Annotated in this window: 20 protein-coding genes; 16 read left to right on the forward strand and 4 right to left on the reverse strand. The window is 72.3% G+C overall.

The features are described 5' to 3' along the window. Nucleotides 1-116 precede the first annotated feature (116 nt). From IG86_RS0135785 to IG86_RS0135800, 4 genes are all read right to left on the reverse strand, one after another. A complete protein-coding gene (locus IG86_RS0135785; RefSeq protein ID WP_030902455.1) occupies nt 117-2,528 on the reverse strand; it encodes a transglutaminase TgpA family protein in 2,412 nt (803 codons plus the stop codon). After that, complete coding sequence (locus tag IG86_RS0135790) at nt 2,525-3,895, reverse strand: DUF58 domain-containing protein (protein ID WP_030832788.1); 1,371 nt, start codon at nt 3,893-3,895, stop codon at nt 2,525-2,527. The genes IG86_RS0135785 and IG86_RS0135790 overlap by 4 nt, the downstream gene beginning before the upstream one ends. Further along, a complete protein-coding gene (locus IG86_RS0135795; RefSeq protein WP_030832791.1) occupies nt 3,895-4,905 on the reverse strand; it encodes an AAA family ATPase in 1,011 nt (336 codons plus the stop codon). Before IG86_RS0135795 ends, IG86_RS0135790 begins: the two co-directional genes overlap by 1 nt. A gap of 137 nt (nt 4,906-5,042) precedes the next feature. After that, nucleotides 5,043-5,594: a beta-class carbonic anhydrase gene (locus IG86_RS0135800; protein WP_030832794.1), complete on the reverse strand. Its 552-nt coding sequence runs from the start codon at nt 5,592-5,594 to the stop codon at nt 5,043-5,045. Between the two features lie 360 nt (nt 5,595-5,954). Here IG86_RS0135800 and rsmH point away from each other — a divergent pair, with 360 nt between their 5' ends. The 16 genes from rsmH to IG86_RS0135880 all read left to right on the forward strand — a co-directional run bounded on the left by rsmH (nt 5,955) and on the right by IG86_RS0135880 (nt 24,266). After that, nucleotides 5,955-6,914, forward strand: a complete 960-nt coding sequence (gene rsmH / locus IG86_RS0135805; RefSeq protein WP_078906150.1) for a 16S rRNA (cytosine(1402)-N(4))-methyltransferase RsmH — start codon at nt 5,955-5,957, stop codon at nt 6,912-6,914. Further along, the gene (gene ftsL, locus IG86_RS0135810; RefSeq protein WP_385872610.1) at nt 6,911-7,453 is read left to right on the forward strand and encodes a cell division protein FtsL; all 543 of its coding nucleotides are present in this window, start codon (nt 6,911-6,913) and stop codon (nt 7,451-7,453) included. Before rsmH ends, ftsL begins: the two co-directional genes overlap by 4 nt. Nucleotides 7,454-7,597: 144 nt before the next feature. Further along, nucleotides 7,598-9,619, forward strand: a complete 2,022-nt coding sequence (locus IG86_RS0135815) for a peptidoglycan D,D-transpeptidase FtsI family protein (protein WP_107051990.1) — start codon at nt 7,598-7,600, stop codon at nt 9,617-9,619. A gap of 45 nt (nt 9,620-9,664) precedes the next feature. Continuing rightward, complete coding sequence (locus IG86_RS0135820; RefSeq protein ID WP_030902459.1) at nt 9,665-11,374, forward strand: UDP-N-acetylmuramoyl-L-alanyl-D-glutamate--2,6-diaminopimelate ligase; 1,710 nt, start codon at nt 9,665-9,667, stop codon at nt 11,372-11,374. After that, nucleotides 11,371-12,801 (forward strand): UDP-N-acetylmuramoyl-tripeptide--D-alanyl-D-alanine ligase, encoded by a 1,431-nt coding sequence (locus tag IG86_RS0135825; protein ID WP_030832817.1) that lies wholly within the window; start codon nt 11,371-11,373, stop codon nt 12,799-12,801. Before IG86_RS0135820 ends, IG86_RS0135825 begins: the two co-directional genes overlap by 4 nt. Beyond that, a complete protein-coding gene (gene mraY / locus IG86_RS0135830) occupies nt 12,798-13,868 on the forward strand; it encodes a phospho-N-acetylmuramoyl-pentapeptide-transferase (protein ID WP_030664030.1) in 1,071 nt (356 codons plus the stop codon). The genes IG86_RS0135825 and mraY overlap by 4 nt, the downstream gene beginning before the upstream one ends. Next, a complete protein-coding gene (gene murD / locus IG86_RS0135835) occupies nt 13,850-15,445 on the forward strand; it encodes a UDP-N-acetylmuramoyl-L-alanine--D-glutamate ligase (protein ID WP_385872614.1) in 1,596 nt (531 codons plus the stop codon). The genes mraY and murD overlap by 19 nt, the downstream gene beginning before the upstream one ends. A 70-nt stretch (nt 15,446-15,515) precedes the next feature. After that, nucleotides 15,516-16,886: a putative lipid II flippase FtsW gene (gene ftsW, locus IG86_RS0135840; protein ID WP_030832823.1), complete on the forward strand. Its 1,371-nt coding sequence runs from the start codon at nt 15,516-15,518 to the stop codon at nt 16,884-16,886. Between the two features lie 6 nt (nt 16,887-16,892). Beyond that, nucleotides 16,893-17,987 (forward strand): undecaprenyldiphospho-muramoylpentapeptide beta-N-acetylglucosaminyltransferase, encoded by a 1,095-nt coding sequence (gene murG / locus IG86_RS0135845; RefSeq protein WP_030832826.1) that lies wholly within the window; start codon nt 16,893-16,895, stop codon nt 17,985-17,987. Nucleotides 17,988-18,017: 30 nt separating this feature from the next. Then, nucleotides 18,018-18,890, forward strand: coding sequence for a cell division protein FtsQ/DivIB (locus tag IG86_RS0135850; protein WP_030902460.1), 873 nt, complete (start codon nt 18,018-18,020; stop codon nt 18,888-18,890). Nucleotides 18,891-19,169: 279 nt separating this feature from the next. Then, complete coding sequence (gene ftsZ, locus IG86_RS0135855) at nt 19,170-20,375, forward strand: cell division protein FtsZ (protein WP_030902461.1); 1,206 nt, start codon at nt 19,170-19,172, stop codon at nt 20,373-20,375. A 17-nt stretch (nt 20,376-20,392) separates the two neighbouring features. Beyond that, a complete protein-coding gene (gene pgeF, locus IG86_RS0135860; RefSeq protein ID WP_078848530.1) occupies nt 20,393-21,160 on the forward strand; it encodes a peptidoglycan editing factor PgeF in 768 nt (255 codons plus the stop codon). Next, on the forward strand, nt 21,147-21,866 hold the full coding sequence (locus tag IG86_RS0135865) for a YggS family pyridoxal phosphate-dependent enzyme (protein ID WP_030832832.1): 720 nt from the start codon (nt 21,147-21,149) through the stop codon (nt 21,864-21,866). The genes pgeF and IG86_RS0135865 overlap by 14 nt, the downstream gene beginning before the upstream one ends. A gap of 149 nt (nt 21,867-22,015) precedes the next feature. Continuing rightward, the gene (locus IG86_RS0135870; protein WP_030031797.1) at nt 22,016-22,633 is read left to right on the forward strand and encodes a cell division protein SepF; all 618 of its coding nucleotides are present in this window, start codon (nt 22,016-22,018) and stop codon (nt 22,631-22,633) included. 60 nt (nt 22,634-22,693) lie between these two features. After that, nucleotides 22,694-22,990, forward strand: a complete 297-nt coding sequence (locus IG86_RS0135875; protein ID WP_030664053.1) for a YggT family protein — start codon at nt 22,694-22,696, stop codon at nt 22,988-22,990. A gap of 82 nt (nt 22,991-23,072) precedes the next feature. Beyond that, complete coding sequence (locus IG86_RS0135880) at nt 23,073-24,266, forward strand: DivIVA domain-containing protein (protein ID WP_030832835.1); 1,194 nt, start codon at nt 23,073-23,075, stop codon at nt 24,264-24,266. Nucleotides 24,267-24,595: the final 329 nt, after the last annotated feature.

Here is a 24,595-nt window from a genome sequence, read left to right on the forward strand (position 1 = left end):
CCGCGCGTCCGCGGGTTCGGCAGTTCTCCGGTGCCGGGTGCGGCGCCGCCCCGGGGGCTCCGCCCCCGCACCCCCGCGCCTCAAACGCCGGCGGGGCCGAGAGAGCGGGGCCGAAACTAGCCGCGACCCCGGAGGGGGAGGCGCAGGCGGAGGGCCGCGAGGCGGGTTGAGACCGCCGAGGCCAGGGCCGACCGGCGGGCCGAGACCGCCCAGGAGATCCGGGCCGCCGAGCGCGGCAGCAGCAGCGCGCGAAGCCGGGGCAGGCGGTCCGCCGCGGCCTGCAGGCCCGCCCGGGCCTGCAGGACGTCGTCCGCCAGGCCCGCGTACGAGACCTCCGCGCCCGGCGGCGCGTACAGGGCCCGTTCCACCGCGCCCGCCACCCGGTGCACCGCCGCCGCGCCGTCCGGCTCCAGGCGGCCCAGGTCCACGATCCGGCTCGCGGCCCGGCGCGGGGACAGCGCCTCGTCCGGGGCCACGCCCACGTCCCAGGCGGCGTCGCCCAGCTCCTGCCAGGCCGCCAGGACCTCCCCGGTCCCCAGGCGCCGGGCCCGCAGCCGGCTGCGCCACAGCAGCGGGAGCAGGGGCAGGCCCAGCACCGCGGCCACGACTGCCGCCCAGCCGAGGACCGTCGCCGGCGACGGTCCGTCGTCGTGGGCCGCGGCCTGCTGCGGTGCGGTCGGCCCGCACTCACCGAGCTTCTTCAGCGCCGGCGGGCACTCGACGGACGCCGACGGCGCCGGAGCCGGCAGCACCGCGCCCTGCGAGGGCAGCGGCGCCGGCGCGGACGGCTGGGCCGCCGGAGCCTGCGTGCGGGAGTAGTCCGGCACGTTGAGGCCCGTCCGGGGCGTCGGCTCGAACCGGGTCCAGCCCACGCCCTGGAAGTACAGCTCGGGCCAGGCATGGGCGTCCCGCATCGACACGTTCACGACGCCGTCCGACTGCTTCTCGCCCGGGGTGAAGCCCACCGCGACGCGCGCCGGGATGCCCAGCGTGCGGGACATCGCCGCCATCGAGAACGCGAAGTGGATGCAGAAGCCCTCCTTGTCGGCGAGGAACCGGGCCACGGCCTGCGGCCCCGTCCCCGAAGCGGTCTGCGTGTCGTAGCGGAACCCGCCGCTCACGGCGAAGAAGTCCTGCAGCTTCACCGCGCGCGCATAGTCGTCCTTCGTCCCCTGCGTCACCTGGCGGGCCGTCTCGGCGACCACCGGCGGCAGGTTGTCGGGGACCCTCGTGTACTCCTCGCGGATCGCCGGGTCCGGCGCGGGGGCCTTCTGCAGCTGCTGCGCGGTCGGCTTCAGCAGCAGGCTGCGCACGTTGTACTCGGCGCCCTGGACGGTCTGGTACTTGTCCCTGCCCAGCTGGTCGCCGACCAGGGTCCGGCCGACCGGCTCGAAGCGCCACTTGCCGCGGACGTCCACCGCGGTCGCCGGGTAGGGCATGGGGAGGTAGCGCTGGCTGTAGCCGTCCGACGCCGTGATGTTCGTGGTCACCTCGGTCGCGCCGAGACGGACCTGGTCACCGAGCCCCGGCGGAACGGGCAGCTGCTGGGGCACGTCGGTCAGGGCCCGCCCCGACGCCTCCCACTTGACGCCGTTGAACTCGTCGAGGGCCAGGATGCGCAGGTACTGCTCGCTCTGCTGCGGGTTGTCCGTCCGGTACCTCAGCACCACGCGGTTGTCCTGCGCGTTCAGGTTGCTCTGCAGGGAGACCAGCGGGTTGACCGCCGAGATCGTGCCGCCGGACCCGCCGCTGCCCTCGCCGTCGTTCGGACCGCCGAGCAGCCCGTCGTCGAGGGCGGGCAGCGCCGCCGGCACCACCAGGGCGAGGCCCAGGGCCATGGCGCCGATCCGCCGGCCGAAGCGCACCGGGGCCGTCGCCTGGCCGCCGCCGGGGCTGAGGCCGGAGTCGGCCGGCCCGCGTCCGCGCGGTGCCGCGCCGAAGACCCGCCCCCACTGGGCGAGCCGGTCGCGGCCCTCGCAGAGCAGCAGCATCAGGTAGCCGCAGCCCGCCATCAGGAAGGAGACCCAGGAGGCATTCCCGCCGCCCGACAGGCCCGCGGCGACCGAGTACAGCGCGAGCAGCGGCAGCCCGGCCGCGGCGGCCGTGCGCGCGGTCACCGCCAGCAGGTCCACGAGCAGGCCGATCAGCAGCACCCCGGACACGAGCAGCAGCTGGATGCCGTCCGTCAGCGGTGCCGGTATCGCGAACTCGCCGACGTCGTGGACCCCCTGCGCGAACAGCGAGCCGAAGTCCGTCACGAAGTAGGCCAGCGGCCCGCTGCCGGAGGACTCGACCTTTCCGGCGAAGAGCAGCGCGAGCAGCAGCAGCGACACCAGCAGCTGTGCGGCCACGGTCAGCGACCGCGCCAGCGGCACCCGCCGGGCCCCCGCGCCCACCGCGCTCTGCACGGCCAGCAGCAGCGCGCCCTGGAGCAGCCAGGCCTGCGACTCCACCAGCGGGCTCAGCGACCACGAGGTGAGGAGCGTCGCGAGCGCCGCGAACACCGTCAGTTTCGCCCGTCCGCTCATTCCCGGCCTCCGCTCGTTCCCGTTCCGACGCGTCCGGCACCGGCCTGTCGCCACAGCTCGCCGAAGGCCACCCCGGGCGTGGCGGCCAGCGCCGTCCAGCCCGCGTCGCGCAGCCTGCGCAGCCGTTCCTCCAGCGGGACCACGTCGTGCCCGGGCTCGGGCCGTCCGCCCCAGGCGCCGGTGTCCAGTACGAAGGCCACCGCGCCGGAGGTGCGCTGGCGCATCTTGGCCGCCAGCTCGGTCTGTACGTCGTCCAGGTCGCCGAAGAAGGCGATGAGGAGCCCGTCGCCGCCGCCTTCGCCGAAGCCGCCGCCGCCGCGCACCGCGTCGTAGGCGCGGGAGAGCCCGGCGCCGTCGGAGTGCCCGACCACGGCGAGGGTGTCCATCATCAGCCCGGCGGCCTCCGCGGACTCCTGCCCACCGGCGGAGAACCCGCCGCCGCCCTCGCCGGGCACCGAGTTCCCGGTGTCGGTGAGCAGCCGCGTGGAGAAGCCCTGTTCCAGGACGTGCACGAGGCTGGAGGCGGCCGCGGAGACGGCCCATTCGAAGGCGGAGTCGGGGCCCGCGCCGTCGAAGGCGAGGCGGCGGGTGTCGAGCAGCACGGTGGCCCTGCTGCGCTGGGGCTGTTCCTCGCGACGGACCATCAGCTCGCCGTAGCGGGCGGTGGAGCGCCAGTGCACGCGGCGCAGGTCGTCGCCGCGCCGGTAGCCGCGCGGGATCACGTCGTCGTCGCCGGCCAGGGCCAGGGAGCGGCGGCTGCCGTCGCCGTAGCCGTTGGACTCGCCGGTCAGCCGGACCGGCGGCAGGGGCTCGGTGCGCGGTATGACGGTGAGGGTGTCGTAGGTGCTGAAGGAGCGGGTCAGTTCGACCAGCCCGAAGGGGTCGGTCAGCCGCAGCTGCAGCGGGCCCAGCGGGTAGCGGCCGCGCAGGTCGGAGCGGACCCGGTAGGACACCTCGCGGCGGCCGCCGGGCTCGACCCGGTCCAGGACGAACCGCGGGCGCGGGCCCAGTACGTAGGGCACCCGGTCCTGGAGCATCAGCAGACCGGTGGGCAGCCTGGAGACGTTGTCCATGCGCAGCTGCACCCGGGCCTCGGCGCCCGCGGGCACCCGCCCGGGGGTCAGCCGGCGGCTGCCGGAGACCCGGTAGCGGGTGCGGTGCAGGGCGTAGACGCAGATCAGCGGCAGGAGGGCGAGGAGCAGGCCGACGCGCAGCAGTGCGCCCTGGCCGAGCACGTAGGCGCACGCGGCCGCGGCGATCCCGGCGGCCACGAACGAGCGGCCGCGGGTGGTCAGCCCGGACAGTGAGGCGCGCAGTCCGCCGCCGTCTCCCGGGCCGCCGGCGCCGCGTGGGGCACCGGCGCCCATCAGAAGCTCCGGGCGCCGGCGCCGGGCGGCATCTCGCCGCGGGCGTGCGCGGCCGGGACGGGGGTGCGCTGGAGGATCTCGCCGACGACCTGCTCGGAGGTGCGCCGGTTCAGCTGGGCCTGTGCGGTGGGCAGCAGCCGGTGCGCGAGGACCGGCGCGGCCAGCGACTGGACGTCGTCGGGCAGGACGTAGTCCCGGCCGGCGAGCGCGGCGGAGGCCTTCACGGCGCGCAGGAGGTGCAGGGTGGCCCGGGGGGAGGCACCGAGCCGCAGGTCGGGGTGGCTGCGGGTGGCGGAGACCAGGTCGACGACGTAGCGCCGGACGGGCTCGGCGACGTAGACCTCGCGCACGGCTTCTATGAGCTTGACGATGTCGTGGGCGTGCGCGACGGACTGGAGGTCGTCGAGCGGGCTGACCCCGCCGTGCACGTCGAGCATCTGGAGCTCGGCCTCCGGGCTGGGGTAGCCGACGGAGACGCGGGCCATGAAGCGGTCGCGCTGGGCTTCGGGCAGCGGGTAGGTGCCCTCCATCTCCACCGGGTTCTGGGTGGCGACGACCATGAAGGGGCTGGGCAGCGTGTAGGTGGTGCCGTCGATGGTGACCTGGCGCTCCTCCATCGACTCCAGCAGCGCCGACTGGGTCTTCGGCGAGGCGCGGTTGATCTCGTCGCCGATGACGATCTGCGCGAAGATCGCGCCCGGCTTGAACTCGAACTCGCGGCGCTGCTGGTCGTAGATGCTGACGCCCGTGATGTCGGAGGGCAGCAGGTCCGGCGTGAACTGGATGCGCTGCACCGAGCAGTCGATGGACTTGGCCAGCGTCTTGGCGAGCATCGTCTTGCCCACGCCCGGCACGTCCTCGATCAGCAGGTGCCCCTCGGCGAGGAGCACCGTCAGCGCGAGGCGGACGACCTCGGGCTTGCCCTCGATCACGCTCTCGACCGACCGGCGGACCCGCTCCGCCGTGCTGGTCAGATCCGCGAGGCTCGCTCGGTCGTCATACGTCGTCACCTGGTTCTCCTCGGCCCATTTCTCAGGGCCGACGCCCTTGGCGCATGACCGGCCCACCCCGAAACACGGACACCGGTCCCGGGGTTTCCCGGGTGGTGTCCCCCCGCATTCTTGACGGCGTTACGGCCTTGTGTCACTCAGGAGCTGGGATCGATCTCCCGGAGGAGCCCGGTGTGCACGTCGAAGACGAAGCCTCGCACATCGTCCTTGTACGGCAGGAACGGGTTGGTGCGGACCCGCTGCATGGACTGGCGGACGTCCTGGTCGACGTCCCGGAACGCCTCGACGGCCCAGGAGGGGCGCTGGCCGACCTCGTCCTCCAGCTCGTGCCGGAAGTCCTCGGTCAGGCTTTCGAGACCGCAGCCGGTGTGGTGGATGAGTATCACCGTGCGGGTGCCGAGGGCACGCTGGCTGATGGTGAGGGAGCGGATGGTGTCGTCGGTGACCACGCCGCCGGCGTTGCGGATGGTGTGGCAGTCGCCGAGCTCCAGGCCGAGGGCCTTGTGCAGGTCGAGGCGGGCGTCCATACAGGCCACGACGGCCACGTGGAGGACGGGGCGGGCGTCCATGCCGGGGTCGGTGAACTTGGCGGCGTAACGCTGATTCGCCTCGACCAGCCGGTCGGTGACGGATCCGCCGACGGATGCCTCGGGGGCGGAGTCTGCAGGCAGGGATGCGGAAGTCGTCATGGGTACGACGTTAGTGGTCACGGGTGCCGACGGCCGCGCGTGAGGTTGGACAAAGAACGTCAACGGGGCTTGTTGTGAGCTAACCCACAGGGGTGGGCGGTAGTCGGCCGCCCGGGTGATTCGGGGGCTTTTGGGGCTTCGGTCCGAGAGGCGCGTACGGCGCGCGGGCCGGTTCGTTGACCGCGGCGACCGTTGCACTAAAGTGACGCGAACCGGCCGGAGCCCGGCCCTGACCGGCCGCCGGCCACCGATGAAGACTCCGCGTGCGCGGCGCGTACGTACGGCCCGGCCCTCTTCCGCTCACCGGCCGGGGGAGCGGGCGGTGCGTACGCATGCCGCGCCGTTATCTGAGAGGGCGCTTTGACTAGCGAGTCCCGACATGTCCCGGTGATGCTCCAGCGGTGCCTGGACCTGTTGGCCCCGGCGCTGGAGAGGCCCGGGGCCGTCGTCGTCGACTGCACCCTCGGTCTCGGCGGCCACAGCGAGGCCCTGCTGACCCGGTTCCCCGAGGCCCGCCTGATCGGCCTCGACCGCGACAAGGAGGCCCTGCGGCTCTCCGGCGAACGGCTCGCCCCCTTCGGCGACCGGGCCACCCTCGTCCACGCGATCTACGCGGACCTCGCCGAGGTGCTCGACGGTCTGGGCCTCCCGACCGTCCAGGGCGTCCTCTTCGACCTGGGCGTCTCCTCCATGCAGCTGGACGAGGCCGACCGCGGGTTCGCCTACGCCCAGGACGCGCCGCTGGACATGCGCATGGACCAGACGACGGGCATCAGCGCCGCCGAGGTCCTCAACACCTACGCGCCCGGCGAGCTCGTACGGATCCTGCGCCAGTACGGCGAGGAGAAGCAGGCCAAGCGGATCGTGTCCGCGATCGTCCGGGAACGCGACAAGGCCCCCTTCAGCAACAGCGCCCGGCTGGTCGAGCTCATCCGCGACGCCCTGCCCCAGGCCGCCAAGCGGACCGGCGGCAATCCGGCGAAGCGCACCTTCCAGGCGCTGCGGATCGAGGTCAACGGCGAGCTGTCCGGGCTGGAGCGGGCCATCCCGGCCGCCGTGGACCGGATCGCCGTCGGCGGCCGGATCGCCGTGCTCTCGTACCACTCGCTGGAGGACCGGCTGGTCAAGCAGGTCTTCTCGGCGGGCGCCACCTCCACCGCCCCGCCCGGGCTGCCGGTGGTGCCGGAGAAGTACCAGCCGAAGCTCAAACTGCTCACGCGAGGGGCGGAGCTGCCGACCGAGGAGGAGATCGCCGAGAACCGGCGGGCCGCCCCGGCGAGGTTCCGGGGGGTCGAACGCATCCGGGAGGCGCGACTGTGACCAAGGCCGGGAAGGTCGCCACGCTGACCCGCGGGCAGGCGGCCCGCATCGGCCGGGCCCTCGGCGCCCGCCCGGCCCGGCCGCGGCCCGGCGGGCAGGCGGCGCGGATGCCGTTCGTCCTGCTGGTCGTGGCCCTGCTCGCCGGCGGGCTGATCAGCCTGCTGCTGCTGAACTCCGCGCTCAACGAGGGCTCCTTCCAGCTTTCCCGGCTGAAGAAGGAGACCACCGCCCTCACCGACGAGGAGCAGGCCCTCCAGCGCGACGTGGACGCCCACTCGGCCCCCGACGCGCTCCAGCGCCGCGCGCGGGAACTGGGCCTGGTCCCGGGCGGCAGCCCCGTCTTCATCGGCCCGGACGGCAAGGTCGCCGGCAGCGCCTCGGCCGCCGAGGCGCCGCCGTCGCCGACCCCGACCCCGCCGCCCGCGCAGGCCGGAGCGGGCCAGCCCCCGGCCCCGGCCGCCTCGAACCAGCCCGTCCCCTCGGGTGCCCCGGCGGCGCCCGGCCCGACACAGCAGCCCAACCAGCCTCCTGGAAGGTGACGTCGTGACGCGGATCCCGTCTGAACCAGCCTCGCCGGCGATCGAGGCGCGGGGTCCGGGGCGGAGCCCCGGAAGGCACGTGCCCGTGGCCCCGCTCCGCCGCGGCCGGGGCACCGCCGCCGGCATGCCGCGGACGGTGACCGGGTGAGCCCGCAGGACCCGCCGCGCCGGCGGGTGCCCGGACCGGCCAGGCCGTCGCGGCCCGGCGACCGGGCCCGGGCCACCGCCCGTCCGGCCTCGCGCCCGGCGACCCGCCGCCCCGCCGGCCCCCGCAAGCCCCACACGATCCGGCTCGGCAGCCCCCGGCCCCGGCTGCGCCTGGTCGGCGTGGGCCTGACCCTCGTCATGCTCGCCTTCGTCGTCCGGCTGCTCCAGGTGCAGGCCGTCGACGCCTCGTCCTTCTCCGCGGCGGCCTCCAAGAACCGCTACACCAACGTCAAGCTGGCCGCCGAACGCGGCGAGATCACCGACCGCAGGGGTGTCGCCCTCGCCACCAGCGTCGACGCGTACGACATCACCGCCGACCCCAAGATGTTCACCCCGCAGGACAGCAAGGCCCCGGACGCCCCCGAGCAGGCCGCCGCACTGCTCGCGCCCATCCTCGGCAAGGACGCCAAGGAGCTCGCGGACAAGCTCCGGACCAAGAACAGCCGGTACGTGGTCCTCGCCCAGCGCCAGACCCCGCAGGTCTGGAACCAGATCAAGGACCTCAAGCGGGTCTTCTCGGAGAAGGCGAGCGCCGACAAGAAGAACAACGCCCCCGGCGCCAACGTCCTGGCCGGCGTGTTCAAGGAGGACAGCAGCAAGCGCGTGTACCCGGGCGGTGACCTCGCCGCCGGGATACTGGGTTACGTCAACGCCGAGGGCAAGGGCGGCGGCGGCCTGGAATCCTCCCTCGACAAGAAGCTGGCCGGCAAGGACGGGGAGATCACCTACGCCCAGTCCGGCGGCCGCAAGGTCCCCACCGCCGGCTCCAGCGAGAAGCCCGCCGTCCCCGGCGACGACATCGAGCTGACCATCGACCGGGACATCCAGTGGGCGGCGCAGAGCGCCATCGCCGAGCAGGTGCAGAAGTCCGAGGCCGACCGCGGCTACGTCATCGTCCAGGACACCCGCACCGGCGAGGTGCTGGCCATGGCCAACGCCCCCGGCTTCGACCCCAACGACCTGACCCGGGCCAGCTCCGCCGCCATGGGCAACGCCGCGCTCCAGGACGTGTACGAGCCCGGCTCCACCGCCAAGGTCATGTCGATGGCGGCCGTGCTGGAGGAGAAGAAGGCGACCCCCGACACCCGTGTCGAGGTCCCCAACCGGCTGCACCGCGGCGACCGGCTCTTCAAGGACGACATCGACCACCCGACCTGGTACCTGACCCTCAACGGGGTCCTCGCCAAGTCCTCCAACATCGGCACCATCCTGGCCACCGGCCAGCTCGGCCGCACCCAGGCCGAGTCCAACGAGGTCCTGCACTCCTACCTGACCAAGTTCGGCATCGGCCGGCCCACCGGCCTGAACTACCCGGGCGAGTCCCGCGGCATCCTCGCCCGGCCCCAGGACTGGTCCACCTCCCAGCAGTACACGATCCCTTTCGGCCAGGGACTGTCCCTCAACGCCATGCAGGCGGCCTCCGTGTACTCGACCATCGCCAACGGCGGTGTCCGCATCGAGCCCACGCTGGTCCGCGGTACCAAGGGCCCCGACGGCCGCTTCACCCCGGCCCCGGCACCCGAACAGAACCGTGTGATCAGCCAGCAGACCGCCAAGACCCTCGCCGAGATGCTCGAATCCGTCGTCGACGACCAGGAGGGCACCGGAACCAAGGCGAAGATCCCCGGCTACCGGGTCGGCGGCAAGACCGGCACCTCCAACCGGGTGGATCCGGCCACCGGCCGCTACAAGGGCTACACCGCCTCCTTCGCCGGGTTCGCCCCGGCGGACAACCCGCGCATCACCGTCTACTGCGCCATCCAGAACCCCACCAAGGGCAGCTACTTCGGCGGCCAGATCTGCGGCCCCATCTACAAGAAGGTCATGGAGTTCGCGCTCAAGACCCTCCAGGTCGCCCCCACCGGCACCGCCCCCGCAGGGCTCCCGGTCACCTACGAGCCCGGCCCGCAGGCCGCCCAGCAGCCCGCCCCGCAGCCCAGTCCGCAGCCCGGCCAGTGACCCACGGCCGCGGCCTGCCCGCCAGAAAAGCGTGAGGCACCATCAGTGACAACGATCACCCCGAAACCCGGGAACCGACCGGACGCCGCAGCCGGGGCCGGGCCCTCACTTCGCGGCCCGGCCGCCGGGCCCGGTACGCTCACCGCCGTGCCCCACGCTGATCAGCCCAGAACCACCCAGCAAGACGCCCCGGCAGCGCCGCCGGGACCGCCCAGGCCCGCGTCCGCCGCTCCGAGCCCGCTGGGCGAGCTGGCCACGCTGCTGGGCGTCCCGTCGCCAGGCGCCGCACAGATCACCGGGATCACGCACGACTCCCGTGCGGTCCGCCCCGGAGACCTGTACGCGGCCCTGCCGGGAGCCAGGACCCACGGCGCCGACTACGCCGCCCAGGCCGCAGGCCTCGGCGCCGCCGCCGTGCTGACCGACCCCGCCGGCGCCGAGCGCGCCGCCGCGACCGGCCTGCCCGTGCTGGCCGTCGCCGACCCGCGCGGCCGGATGGGCGAGCTCGCCGCCGCGATCTACGGCCGCCCCGGCGAGGACCTGCTCCAGATCGGCATCACCGGAACCTCCGGCAAGACCACCACGGCGTACCTCGTCGAAGGCGGCCTGCGCGCGGCGGGCCGCAGCACCGGACTGGTCGGCACCGTCGAGATGCGCATCGGCGACGAGCGCATCAAGTCCGAGCGCACCACCCCCGAGGCCACCGACCTCCAGGCCCTCTTCGCGGTCATGCGCGAACGCGGCGTCGAGGCCGTGGCCATGGAGGTCTCCAGCCACGCCCTGGTGCTCGGCCGCGTCGACGGCTGCGTCTTCGACGTCGCCGTCTTCAACAACCTGAGCCCCGAGCACATGGAGTTCCACTCCGACATGGAGGACTACTTCCAGGCGAAGGCGGGGCTCTTCACCCCCCGCCGCTCCCGCCTGGGCGTGGTCAACCTCGACGACGAGTACGGCCGCCGCCTGGCCAAGGAGGCGACCGTCCCGGTCGTCACCTTCTCCGCCGCGGGCGACCCGGCCGCCGACTGGCGCGCCGAGGACGTCGTCACCGGGCACATGGACTCCACACTGACGCTGGTCGGCCCCGAAGGACAGCGCGTACGGGCCAAGGCCCCGCTGCCCGGCCCGTTCAACGTCGCCAACACCGTCGCCGCGATCGTCACGCTCGCCGCCGCCGGCCTCGACCCGCAGACCGCCGCCGACGGCGTCGCCGCGGTCCCCGGGGTCCCCGGCCGCCTGGAGCGGGTGGACGCGGGACAGCCGTACCTCGCCGTCGTCGACTACGCGCACAAGACGGACGCCGTCGAATCGGTGCTGCGCGCACTGCGCGAGGTCACCACCGGCAAGCTGCACATCGTGCTCGGCTGCGGCGGCGACCGCGACACCACCAAGCGCGTCCCGATGGGCGCCGCAGCCGCCCGGTTCGCCGACGTGGCCGTCCTGACCTCCGACAACCCGCGCTCCGAGGACCCCCTCGCGATCCTCGCCGCGATGTTCGGCGGCGCCGTGTCCGTACCGCCCGCCGAGCGCGGAACCGTACTCGTCGACGCCGACCGGGCGGCGGCCATCGCCGCAGCCGTCGCGCGCGCCGAGCCCGGCGACACCGTGCTCGTGGCGGGCAAGGGCCACGAACAGGGCCAGGACACCGCAGGAGTCGTCCGGCCCTTCGACGACCGCACGGTGCTCCGCACCGCGATCGAACGCCAACTCGTGCTCGATCGAACGACCCAGGTCCGACAGGCCGAGGTGAACCAGTGATCGCCCTTTCCCTCGCCGAGATCGCCGACATCACCGGCGGGCGGCCCCACGACATACCGGATCAGTCCGTCCAGGTCACCGGCCCCGTCGTCTACGACTCCCGCGAGGTCCGGCCCGGCAGCCTGTTCGCCGCCTTCGTCGGCGAGCGGGTCGACGGCCACGACTACGCCGAACGCGCACTCGCCGCCGGCGCCGTCGCCGTCCTCGCCACCCGGCCCGTCGGCGTCCCGGCCATCGTCGTCCCCGACGTGGTGGCCGCCCTCGGTGCGCTCGCCCGGGCCGTCGTCGCCCGCCTGGGCACCGACGTCGTCGCCCTCACCGGGTCCGCCGGCAAGACCTCCACCAAGGACCTCATCGCGCAGGTGCTCCAGCACCACGCGCCGACCGTGTGGACCCCCGGGAACCTCAACAACGAGATCGGCCTGCCGATCACGACGCTGCGCGTCACCGAGGACACCCAGCACCTCGTCCTGGAGATGGGCGCCCGCGGCATCGGCCACATCCGCTACCTCACCGGACTGACGCCCCCTCGGATCGGTCTGGTCCTCAACGTCGGCACCGCGCACATCGGCGAGTTCGGCGGCCGCGAGCAGATCGCACAGGCCAAGGGCGAGCTCGTCGAGGCGCTGCCGGCCGAGGCGGAGGGCGGCGTGGCCGTCCTCAACGCCGATGACCTGCTGGTTCGTTCCATGGCCGCGCGCACGAAGGCCCGTACGGTGCTGTTCGGCGAGGCCGAGGACGCCGAAATCCGGGCCACGGAAGTCCGCATGACGGACAAGGGACAGCCTTCCTTCACACTGCACACACCGACCGGGTGCAGCGACGTGACCTTGCGGCTGTACGGTGAGCACCACGTGTCGAACGCGCTCGCCGCGGCCGCCGTCGCCCACGTTCTGGGCATGTCCGCCCTGGAGATCGCCACCGCGCTCTCCGGAGCGGGCACGCTGTCGCGGTGGCGGATGGAGGTCACCGAGCGGGCGGACGGTGTGACGATCGTCAACGACGCCTACAACGCGAACCCGGAGTCCATGCGGGCCGCACTGCGCGCGCTCGCCGCGATGGGCGGTGGCGGCAGGGCGAACGGGGGGCGCACGTGGGCGGTGCTCGGCCCGATGGCCGAGCTCGGAGACGACGCTCTCGCCGAGCACGACGCGGTCGGACGACTTGTCGTCCGGCTCAACGTGAGCAAGCTCGTCGCGGTCGGGGGCAGGGAAGCCTCCTGGCTGCAACTGGGCGCATATAACGAGGGTTCGTGGGGTGAGGAGTCGGTGCTCGTGTCCGACGCGCAGGCGGCGGTCGACCTGTTGCGCAGTGAACTGCGCCCGGGTGACGTCGTGCTGGTGAAGGCTTCCAGGTCGGCCGGTCTGGAGCGGGTGGCGCAGGCCCTGCTCGAGGGCACTGTCGAGGGCGAGGTCGCCGGCCGATGAGGCAGATCCTGTTCGCCGGTGTCATCGGCATGTTCCTGACCGTCATCGGCACCCCGCTGCTGATCAAGCTGCTCGCCCGCAAGGGCTACGGCCAGTTCATCCGCGACGACGGCCCGCGCGGCCACGCCGGCAAGAAGGGCACGCCCACCATGGGCGGTATCTCCTTCATCCTGGCCACGCTCGTCGCGTACGCCCTGACGAAGATCCTCACCGGCTCCGAGCCGAGCTTCTCGGGCCTGCTCGTGCTCTTCCTGATGGCGGGCATGGGCCTGGTCGGCTACCTCGACGACTACATCAAGATCGTCAAGCGGCGGTCGCTGGGTCTGCGGGCCAAGGCCAAGATGGCCGGCCAGCTGATCGTCGGCATCGCCTTCGCGGTGCTCGCACTCCAGTTCAAGGACTCACGGGGACTCACCCCGGCCTCCGACAAGCTGTCGTTCGTCACGGACTTCGGCTGGTCGCTCGGCCCGGTGCTCTTCGTGGTCTGGGCGCTGTTCATGATCCTGGCCATGTCCAACGGCGTGAACCTGACCGACGGCCTGGACGGTCTGGCCACCGGCGCCGCCGTGATGGTCTTCGGCGCCTACACCTTCATCGGCGTCTGGCAGTTCCAGGAGTCGTGCGCGATGGCCGCCGACCTCACGAACCCGAACGCCTGCTTCGAGGTGCGAGACCCCCTCGACCTGGCCGTCGTCGCCTCCGCCCTCATGGGCGCCTGCTTCGGCTTCCTGTGGTGGAACACCTCGCCCGCCAAGATCTTCATGGGTGACACCGGTTCGCTGGCCCTCGGCGGCGCGCTCGCCGGCCTCGCCATCTGCTCCCGCACGGAGTTCCTGATGGCGCTCCTCGGCGGCCTCTTCGTGCTCATCACGATGTCGGTCGTCATCCAGGTCGGCTCCTTCAAGCTGACCGGGAAGCGCGTCTTCCGCATGGCGCCGCTCCAGCACCACTTCGAACTCAAGGGCTGGTCCGAAGTCCTCGTCGTGGTCCGCTTCTGGATCATCCAGGGCATGTGCGTGATCGTGGGTCTCGGTCTCTTCTACGCGGGATGGGCAGCCGACAAGTGAGTTCCACCGACCTGGCCGCCGTGCTCGGCCCCGACGCCCTGGGCCGGTTCGGCCTGCCGGGCCGGATCACCGTGGCAGGGCTCGGCATCAGCGGCATCAGCGCCGCCCGGGCACTGGCCGGGCTGGGCGCGCGCGTCACCGTCGTCGACAACGGCGACGGTGACGCGCACCGCGCCAGGGCCGCCGAGCTGGCGGAGCTCGGCATCGAGGTCCGCCTCGGCCACCTCCCCGACGGAGCCCGGGCGGGCGAGACCCTGCCCGAGGGCACCGAACTGGTCGTCACCTCGCCGGGCTGGCAGCCGCAGAGCCCGCTCTTCCTGGCCGCCGCCGCGGCGGGCGTCGACGTCGTCGGTGACGTCGAGGTCGCCTGGCGGCTGCGCGGGGCCGGCGCGGAGCTCCGTGCCGCCCGCCGGGCCGCGGCGCAGGGCGCCGGCGAAGGGAATGACGGGGCCGCAGCCGGCGACCGGGCCCCGGCCGGGCCGGCCGAGTGGCTCGCGATCACCGGAACCAACGGCAAGACCACCACCACGCAGATGCTGGCGTCGATCCTGAAGGCCGCCGGGCTGCGCACCGCAGCCGTCGGCAACATCGGGACCCCGATCATCGACGTGGTGCTCGGGGAGCAGGAGTACGACGTGCTCGCCGTCGAACTCTCCAGCTACCAGCTGCACTGGGCGCCCTCGCTGCGCGTCCACTCGGCGGCCGTCCTCAACCTGGCGCCCGACCACCTCGACTGGCACGGCTCCATGCAGGCGTACGCCGCGGACAAGGGCCGGATCTACGAGGGCAACACGGTGGCCTGCGTCTACAACGTGGCCGACCAGGCCACCGAGGACCTGGTCGTCGAGGCCGACGTCGAAGAGGGCTGCCGTGCGATCGGCTTCACCCTCGGCGCCCCCGGCCCCTCCATGCTCGGCGTCGTCGACGGCATCCTCGTCGACCGGGCCTTCGTGGAGAACCGGCAGAAGAACGCCCAGGAGCTCGCCGAGGTCAAGGACGTCAACCCGCCGGCCCCGCACAACATCGCCAACGCGCTCGCCGCCGCGGCCCTGGCCCGCGCCTTCGGCGTGGAGCCGCGCGCGGTCCGCGACGGACTGCGCGACTTCCGGCCGGACGCCCACCGGGTGGCGCGGGTGGACGAGGTCGCCTCCGTCGTCTACGTCGACGACTCCAAGGCGACCAACACCCATGCGGCGGAGGCCTCCCTCGCCTCCTTCGACAAGGTCGTGTGGATCGCCGGCGGTCTGGCCAAGGGCGCGACCTTCGATGAACTCGTGCAGAAGTCGGCCGCGCGGATGCGCGGCGCCGTCCTGATCGGCGCCGACCGGGCGCTGATCGCCGAGGCGCTGGCGCGACACGCCCCCGAGGTCCCGGTCGTCGACCTCGACCGGACCGACACTGGGGCGATGCTCGCAGCGGTCCGGGAGGCGGCCGCGCTCGCCGAGCCCGGCGACACGGTCCTGCTGGCACCGGCCTGCGCCTCGATGGACATGTTCGCGAACTACAACAAGCGTGGGGAAGCGTTCGCCGACGCGGTGCGCGAACTGGCCGCCGAGAGCGCCGCGGACACGGCCTAGGCCGGGGGCGCCGGGACAGGTTCCCTCCGGCCGGATGCTCGCCTCGTACGAGTGGAGGGGAAGATCACAGATGCCGGCCAAGCAGATGCTGCCGGGGCGGCGGCCGTCCGCCGTGAAGGCGCAGGGCCGCAAGCGCCCCGGCGTGAGTGCGAAGCGCCCGGCACGGCCCGCCGGGCGCGGGCCGCTGGCCGGTCTGCGGCGTACGCAGCAGCAGGTGCGCAGGGCGTGGGACCGCCCGCTCACCGCCTATTACCTGATTTTCGGCAGTTCCCTGCTCATCACCGTGCTCGGCCTGGTGATGGTGTACTCCGCCTCCATGATCAAGGCGCTCCAGCTGGGCCTGGGTGACGCGTACTTCTTCAAGAAGCAGTTCCTGGCCGCCCTCATCGGCGCGGGCCTGCTGCTGGTCGCCTCCAGGATGCCGGTGAAGCTGCACCGGGCGCTGTCCTATCCGGTGCTCGCCGGCACGCTGTTCCTGATGGTCCTGGTCCAGGTCCCCGGGATAGGGGTCTCGATCAACGGCAACCAGAACTGGATCTCCCTCGGCGGCCCGTTCATGCTCCAGCCCAGCGAGTTCGGCAAGCTCGCGCTGATCCTGTGGGGCGCCGACCTGCTGGCCCGCAAGGGCGACAAGGGCCTCCTGAGCCAGTGGAAGCACCTCCTGGTGCCGCTGGTCCCCGTGGCCTTCCTGCTGCTCGGCCTCATCATGCTGGGCGGTGACATGGGCACCGCGATGATCCTCGGTGCCATCCTGTTCGGCCTGCTCTGGCTCGCGGGCGCCCCGACGCGGATGTTCGTCGGCGTACTGGCCTTCGCGGCTGCGATCGTCGCACTGCTCATCAAGACCAGTCCGCACCGGATGGACCGGCTGGAGTGCATCGGCGCGACAGAACCGGGCAAGAACGACCTTTGCTGGCAGGCCGTACACGGGATCTACGCCCTCGCATCGGGTGGCTGGTTCGGTTCCGGTTTGGGTGCAAGTGTGGAAAAATGGGGTCAACTACCCGAAGCCCACACCGACTTCATCTTCGCCATCACGGGGGAGGAACTGGGACTGGCGGGGACGCTGTCGGTCCTCGCCCTGTTCGCGGCTCTAGGCTATGCGGGTATCCGCGTGGCCGGACGCACGGAGGACTCCTTCGTACGGTTTGCCGCGGGAGGCGTGACCACCTGGATCACGGCGCAGGCCGTGATCAACATCGGTGCGGTGCTCGGCCTGCTGCCGATCGCCGGAGTCCCGCTCCCGCTGTTCTCCTACGGGGGGTCGGCCCTGCTGCCGACCATGTTCGCGGTCGGACTGCTCATCGCCTTCGCGCGGGAGGAGCCGGCCGCGCGCGCGGCCCTCGCGATGCGGCAGCCGAAGACCGGCTGGAGGCGGACCGGGGTGAGATGGAAGTCGATGAGACGGCGCGTCAAGAAGCGTCCGTCCGGAGAGCGGTGAATTTCGGTGCATGTCGTACTCGCCGGTGGGGGGACCGCCGGCCACATCGAGCCGGCGCTCGCCCTCGCGGACGCCCTGCGCAGGCAGGACCCTTCAGTGGGCATCACCGCCCTGGGCACCGAACGCGGACTCGAAACCCGCCTGGTGCCGGAGCGCGGCTACGAGCTGGGGCTGATCCCCGCCGTACCGCTGCCCCGCAAGCCCACCCCTGAGCTGATCACCGTCCCCGGACGGCTGCGCGGCACCATCAAGGCCGCGGAGGAGATCCTCCTGCGCACCAAGGCCGACTGCGTCGTCGGCTTCGGCGGCTACGTGGCCCTGCCCGGCTACCTCGCGGCCAAGCGGCTCGGGGTGCCGATCATCGTCCACGAGGCCAACGCCCGGCCCGGACTGGCCAACAAGATCGGCTCCCGGTACGCGCACGCCGTCGCGGTCTCCACGCCCGACAGCAAGCTGCGCGGTGCCCGCTACGTGGGCATCCCGCTGCGCCGCTCCATCTCCACCCTCGACCGGGCCGCCGTACGCCCCGAGGCGCGCGCGGCGTTCGGCCTGGACCCCAACCTGCCCACGCTGCTGGTCTCCGGCGGCTCGCAGGGCGCACGCCGCCTCAACGAGACCATCCAGCAGGTCGCTCCGACCCTCCAGCGCTCCGGCGTGCAGATCCTGCACGCCGTCGGGCCGAAGAACGAACTGCCGCGTGTCGACAACATGCCCGGGATGCCGCCCTATGTGCCGGTACCGTACGTGGACCGGATGGATCTCGCGTACGCCGCCGCCGACATGATGCTGTGCCGCGCGGGAGCGATGACCGTCGCCGAACTGTCCGCCGTCGGGCTGCCCGCCGCCTACGTCCCGCTGCCGATCGGCAACGGCGAACAGCGGCTCAACGCCCAGCCGGTGGTCAAGGCCGGCGGCGGCCTGCTCGTGGACGACGCGGAACTGACGCCCGACTGGGTGCTCGGCCAGGTCCTCCCGGTGCTGTCCGACCCGCACCGCCTGTACGAGATGTCCCGCGCCGCCGGTGAGTTCGGCCGCCGGGACGCCGACGAGCTGCTGGTCGGCATGGTGTACGAGGCGATCGCAGCCAACCGATCCCGCTGACGCGGGAGCACGGACGCAGGAGGCACAGGAGTGGCCGGAGCGACGACCGCACAGCGCGGAACACCGTCTCCTGATCGGCCCGGCCGGCCGCCCGCCAAGGGCGCCGGCTCTCCCAAGCCGCCCAAGAGCCCGAAGTCCGCGAAGCCCGAGAAGCCCGCGAAGGCCGTGAAGAGGACCGCCCCGCGGGGCCCCGGCAAGCAGCTGCGCCGGGGCCCCGTGCTGGCCTCCCTGGCCGCCGCGGTCCTCCTCGTCGCGGGCGGCAGCTGGGTCCTCTACGGGTCCTCCTGGCTCCGCGTCGAGAAGGTCACCGCCACCGGCACCGACGTGCTCACCCCCGAGCAGGTGCTCGCCGCCGCGGCGGTGCCCGTGGGCGCGCCCCTCGTGAGCGTCGACACCGACGAGATCGAGAGCCGCGTACGGGGCCGTCTGCCCCGCATCGATTCGGTCGATGCGGTGCGGGCCTGGCCGCACGGAATCGGACTGAAGGTGACCGAGCGCAAACCCGTCCTGCTCATCAAAAAGGACGCCAACTTCGTGGAAGTGGACGCATCGGGTGTGCGATTCGACACGGTTCCGAAAGCACCCGCGGGCGTTCCGGTCCTCGAATTGAACGCGGGAGGCTCCCCGAGCGCCCGCCGCTTCGACGAAGAGCGGCTGCTGCACGAGGCCGTGCTCGTCGCCGGATCCCTCCCGGCGCCGGTCGCCAGGCAAACGGTGCAGGTCAAGGTGGGTTCCTACGATTCGATCGTGCTGGAGCTGACCGGGGGCCGGTCCGTGCGGTGGGGCAGTGGCGAACAGAGCGACGCGAAGGGGCGCGCGTTGACCGCTTTGTTGAAAGCCGCGCCGAAGGCCGGTCACTTCGACGTGAGCGTTCCCACCGCCCCTGCGGCGGCCGGGAGTTGACGTCAGGTCGAACAGCGACGCACCCTGGTTGGCCAGCGATACGGGTGATCACATAGGGTGAAAAGAAAAACGGGAGGTTCGGCGTGTTCGTTGAACACGCGCTACTTGTCGACTTAGTGTCCTGTTCGGAAGAGTCCAAGGAACAGACACACCCCTAACCCTAAACTTCAGGGTGAGGGTTCGGGTCGGCGCGTTCGGACCGTCCCTATTTCGGCATCAGTCGTCGCAACGCAGGCCCGCGAGGCGGCGACACGTAACTCGAGGCGAGAGGCCTTCGACGTGGCAGCACCGCAGAACTACCTCGCAGTCATCAAGGTCATCGGTGTCGGCGGCGGTGGTGTCAATGCCATCAACCGAATGATCGAGGTCGGTCTCAAGGGCGTCGAGTTCATCGCCATCAACACGGACGCGCAGGCGCTGTTGATGAGCGACGCCGACGTCAAGCTCGACGTCGGCCGTGAACTCACCCGCGGCCTCGGCGCCGGCGCCAACCCGGCGGTCGGTCGCAAGGCGGCAGAGGACCACCGCGAGGAGATCGAGGAGGTCCTCAAGGGGGCCGACATGGTCTTCGTCACCGCGGGTGAAGGCGGCGGCACCGGCACCGGCGGCGCACCCGTCGTCGCCAACATCGCGCGCTCGCTGGGCGCCCTGACGATCGGTGTGGTCACCCGGCCGTTCACCTTCGAGGGCCGGCGCCGCGCGAACCAGGCGGAGGACGGCATCGCCGAGCTCCGCGAAGAGGTCGACACCCTCATCGTCATCCCCAACGACCGCCTGCTGTCCATCTCGGACCGCCAGGTCAGCGTCCTGGACGCCTTCAAGTCGGCGGACCAGGTCCTGCTCTCCGGCGTCCAGGGCATCACGGACCTCATCACCACCCCGGGTCTGATCAACCTCGACTTCGCCGACGTCAAGTCCGTGATGTCCGAGGCCGGCTCGGCCCTGATGGGCATCGGCTCGGCCCGCGGCGACGACCGCGCGGTGGCCGCCGCCGAGATGGCGATCTCCTCGCCGCTGCTGGAGGCGTCCATCGACGGCGCCCGCGGCGTGCTGCTCTCCATCTCCGGCGGATCGGACCTCGGTCTCTTCGAGATCAACGAGGCCGCGCAGCTGGTGAGCGAGGCCGCGCACCCCGAGGCGAACATCATCTTCGGCGCCGTCATCGACGACGCGCTCGGCGACGAGGTACGGGTCACCGTCATCGCCGCCGGGTTCGACGGCGGACAGCCCCCGGCCCGCCGGGACAACGTCATCGGCGCCGCGTCCACCAAGCGCGAGGAGCCCGCCCCGGCTCCGGTCCGCGCCGCCGAGCCGGCCCGCCCGGCCTTCGGCGGACTCGGCACGGTCCCCCCGCGCGAGGAGCCCCCGGCCCCCGTCGAGGCGGCCCCGATCGAGGTCCAGGCCCCCGCGCCGCAGGTCCCCACGGCCCGGCCGTACCAGGACAGCCCGGCCGAGGAACTGGATGTCCCGGACTTCTTGAAGTGACACCGGAGCAGCACCACGTGGGCGGCGCCCACTTCGCCTTCACCGACCGGTGGGGCGGAGTGAGCGCCGTTCCGTACGAAGAGCTCAACCTCGGCGGCGCGGTCGGAGACGACCCGGCCGCCGTTCTCGCGAACCGGGCCCTGGCGGCGCGCTCCCTGGGAATCGACCCGGACCTGGTGGTCTGGATGAACCAGGTGCACGGCCGGGACGTCGCGGTGGTCGACGGCCCGTGGGGTGCGGACACCGCGATTCCGGCGGTGGACGCGGTGGTGACCGCCCGTCGGGGACTGGCCCTCGCCGTGCTCACCGCCGACTGCACGCCCGTCCTGCTGGCCGACCCCGTCGCCGGGGTCGCCGCGGCCGCCCACGCCGGGCGGCCCGGACTGGTCGCCGGGGTGGTGCCCGCGGCCGTGGAGGCGATGGTCTCCCTCGGGGCCGAACCCGGGCGGATCGTCGCCCGTACCGGACCCGCGGTCTGCGGGCACTGCTACGAGGTGCCGGCCGAGATGCGGGACTCGGTGGCGGCGGCGGTTCCCGCCGCCCGGGCCGAGACCAGCTGGGGGACACCGGCGGTCGACGTGGTCGCGGGGGTGCACGCGCAGCTCGCGGAGGCGGGGGTGGTGAACGGCCTGCGCTCACCGGTCTGCACACTGGAGTCGCGGGACCACTTCTCGTACCGCCGCGACCGGGTCACCGGCCGCCTGGCCGGATATGTCTGGTTGACGGAGCTTTCCCGGGGGGAGGACCCCCGGACCCCGGGGGAAAAGAAGAATGACGGATCGTAAGTCGGAGCTCGCCGAGAACCTGGCGCGGGTGGAGGAACGTATCTCGTCCGCCTGCGCCGCGGCGGGGCGGGAGCGGGACGAGGTGACCCTCATCGTGGTCACCAAGACCTACCCCGCGAGCGACGTACGACTGCTGGCGGAGCTGGGCGTCCGTCATGTTGCTGAGAACCGCGACCAGGATGCCGCCCCCAAGGCCGCGGCCTGCGCGGATCTGCCGCTCAGCTGGCACTTCGTCGGCCAGTTGCAGACCAACAAAGTCCGTTCCGTGGCGGGATACGCGCACGTGGTGCAGTCGGTCGACCGGCCCCGGCTGGTGACCGCCCTCTCGGCGGCCGCGACCGGCGCCGGCCGCGAACTCGGCTGCCTCGTCCAGATCGCCCTCGACGCCGAGTCGGGCGAGCGGGGGACCCGGGGCGGTGCCGCACCGGAGCAGCTCGCGGAGTTGGCGGACCTCGTCGCCGGGGCACCGGGACTGCGGATCGACGGACTGATGACCGTCGCACCCCTGTCCGGCCACTACGCGGGACGCGAACAGGCCGCCTTCGAGCGGTTGATGGAATTGTCATCCCGCCTGCGCGCGGACCATCCGACTGCCACGATGGTGTCGGCCGGGATGAGCGCAGACCTGGAACAGGCCGTTGCGGCCGGTGCGACACATGTACGCGTCGGCACTGCGGTACTCGGCGCGAGACCCCGGCTCGGGTAACGTCGCGAAGAAAGTCGGACCACAGCAGAAAATATGGTCATTCCCGTCGATGAGCGGGCAGACCACGTGGATCGCGGGCAGTTGGTGACATTCGTGACACGGCGGCACCTGCGACAGGGCGATCCACCACAGAGCGGAGGACTCGGAGAATGGCCGGCGCGATGCGCAAGATGGCGGTCTACCTCGGCCTCGTGGAGGACGACCGGTACGACAACCCGGGGTACGACCCCGACGACGAGTTCGAGCCCGAGCCGGAGATGGAGCGGGCTCGGGAGCGGGATCGCCGACAGCAGCCCGTGCACCAGTCGCCCGTATCGGACGAACCGGTACGAGCCGTACAGCCTCCGGCGCAGCGGGAACCCATCCCAATTCCGGTGGAAAACGGACGTCCTGCGCGAATTGCCCCCGTGGCATCCATCACACCTGATCGCACGAACCTGGAGAAGAACGCCCCCGTGATCATGCCCAAGGTCGTCTCCGAGCGGGAGCCGTACCGCATCACGACACTGCACCCCCGGACCTACAACGAGGCCCGTACCATCGGGGAACACTTCCGTGAGGGCACTCCGGTGATCATGAATCTCACGGAGATGGACGACACGGACGCGAAGCGTCTGGTGGACTTCGCCGCCGGACTCGTGTTCGGTCTGCACGGCAGCATTGAACGCGTGACACAGAAGGTGTTCCTGCTGTCGCCTGCTAACGTCGATGTCACGGCGGAGGACAAGGCCCGCATCGCGGAGGGCGGGTTCTTCAACCAAAGCTAGACCGATCCGTCAGATACGGGACCGGGAACAGATCGGGAAACGGGGAGAGGGAAGCGCGGGATGGGCATCGCACTGCAAGTGGTCTACGTCGTGCTGATGTGCTTCCTGATCGTGCTGATCTTCCGACTGGTCATGGACTATGTGTTCCAGTTCGCACGTTCATGGACACCCGGCAAGGCGATGGTGGTCGTTCTGGAGGCCACCTACACTGTCACCGATCCACCGCTCAAGCTCCTTCGGCGGTTCATTCCGCCGTTGCGTCTCGGCGGCGTGGCACTCGACCTGTCCTTCTTCGTTCTGATGATCATCGTTTACATCCTCATCAGCTTCGTGAGCACCGCTGCGAGAAGCGTGTGAACGATGAGCTTCCCCGTACGCGCGGGGACGGTCCCGATACGGTCCAGCCGACTGCCGACGACTACGTAGAGGTGAAGAAGACATGCCGCTGACTCCCGAGGACGTGCGGAACAAGCAGTTCACGACCGTCCGCCTCCGAGAAGGCTATGACGAGGACGAGGTCGATGCCTTCCTCGACGAGGTCGAGTCCGAACTGACGCGCCTGCTGCGCGAGAACGAGGACCTGCGCGCCAAGCTGGCTGCCGCCACGCGTGCCGCCGCGCAGAACCAGCAGCAGCAGAGCATGCGCAAGCCCGAGCCCCAGGACCAGCGCGGCCCCGGCGCCCCCGTGCCCGCGGCCATATCCGGCCCGCCGCAGCAGCAGAACCCGCAGATGGGCCCGCCCCAGCTGCCGGGCGGCGCGCCGCAGCTCCCGCCGGGCCCCGGCGGCCAGGGCCAGCAGGGCCCCGGCCCGATGGGCGGCCCCATGGGCGGACCCATGCAGCAGCACCCCATGGGTGGACCGCAGGGCATGGGTCAGCAGCAGCAGATGCAGCAGCAGTCGATGGGCGGCCAGAACCCGCTCGGCCAGCAGATGCAGCCCATGGGCCAGCAGATGCAGCCGATGGGTCAGCAGATGCAGCCCATGGGTCAGCCCATGCAGCAGATGCAGCAGCCGCAGCTCCCGCAGCAGGGCCCCGGTGGCGACAGCGCCGCCCGCGTCCTGTCGCTGGCGCAGCAGACCGCCGACCAGGCGATCGCGGAGGCCCGCTCCGAGGCCAACAAGATCGTCGGCGAGGCCCGGTCGCGCGCCGAGGGCCTGGAGCGGGACGCCCGCGCCAAGGCCGACGCGCTGGAGCGGGACGCGCAGGAGAAGCACCGCGTCGCGATGGGCTCCCTGGAGTCCGCCCGCGCCACGCTGGAGCGCAAGGTCGAGGACCTGCGGGGCTTCGAGCGTGAGTACCGTACGCGTCTGAAGTCCTACCTGGAGTCGCAGCTGCGCCAGCTGGAGACCCAGGCGGACGACTCGCTGGCCCCGCCGCGCAACCCGGCCGGTCCCGCGCTGCCCCCGTCGCCGTCGCCCTCGATGGCTCCGGCCGGTGCGATGGGCCACTCCATGGGCGGTCCGTCCATGGGCGGTCCCTCCCCGATGGGTGCCGGTCCGTCCTACGGCGGTCAGCAGCAGATGTCCCCGGCGATGACCCAGCCGATGGCTCCGGTGCGGCCGGCTGCGCCGCAGCCGATGCAGGCGCCGTCGCCGATGCGGGGCTTCCTGATCGACGAGGACGACAACTAGGCGGTACGCCTCGCGGCGCGTCAGCAGTTCGGGCCGGGCCCGGTTCCCCCAAGGGGGCACCGGGCCCGGCCCGTTCCCGTTCCCGCCCGCGGCACCGCTGCGTGGGCTCTGCCCCGCGCCTCAATCGCCGGCGGGGCCGGGGTGGTGTCCCCCGGCCCCGGGGCGCGGCCCTGGTGGTGGCTTCGGGTGGGGTGGTGCCCCTCCGGGGGCTCTCCTCGGCTCGGCGCGCGCGGGCCCGTCCCGGCCGTGCAGTGTCCCCAGCCCACGGCCCCGCTCCGTCCGGGACGGGCCGGGACCGCCGGGGTGGGGGTGTGGGGACGGTGGGGGGT

The organism is Streptomyces virginiae (assembly GCF_000720455.1).
GTDB classification, from domain to species: domain Bacteria; phylum Actinomycetota; class Actinomycetes; order Streptomycetales; family Streptomycetaceae; genus Streptomyces; species Streptomyces virginiae.

Coding starts and splice junctions, on each gene's coding strand:
- IG86_RS0135785 (WP_030902455.1), bottom strand. CDS start 2,528: ATGAGCGGACGGGCGAAACTGACGGTGTTCGCGGCGCTCGCGACGCTC.
- IG86_RS0135790 (WP_030832788.1), bottom strand. CDS start 3,895: ATGGGCGCCGGTGCCCCACGCGGCGCCGGCGGCCCGGGAGACGGCGGC.
- IG86_RS0135800 (WP_030832794.1), bottom strand. CDS start 5,594: ATGACGACTTCCGCATCCCTGCCTGCAGACTCCGCCCCCGAGGCATCC.
- mraY (WP_030664030.1), top strand. CDS start 12,798: ATGAGGCAGATCCTGTTCGCCGGTGTCATCGGCATGTTCCTGACCGTC.
- murD (WP_385872614.1), top strand. CDS start 13,850: ATGGGCAGCCGACAAGTGAGTTCCACCGACCTGGCCGCCGTGCTCGGC.
- ftsW (WP_030832823.1), top strand. CDS start 15,516: ATGCCGGCCAAGCAGATGCTGCCGGGGCGGCGGCCGTCCGCCGTGAAG.
- IG86_RS0135865 (WP_030832832.1), top strand. CDS start 21,147: ATGACGGATCGTAAGTCGGAGCTCGCCGAGAACCTGGCGCGGGTGGAG.
- IG86_RS0135870 (WP_030031797.1), top strand. CDS start 22,016: ATGGCCGGCGCGATGCGCAAGATGGCGGTCTACCTCGGCCTCGTGGAG.
- IG86_RS0135875 (WP_030664053.1), top strand. CDS start 22,694: ATGGGCATCGCACTGCAAGTGGTCTACGTCGTGCTGATGTGCTTCCTG.
- IG86_RS0135880 (WP_030832835.1), top strand. CDS start 23,073: ATGCCGCTGACTCCCGAGGACGTGCGGAACAAGCAGTTCACGACCGTC.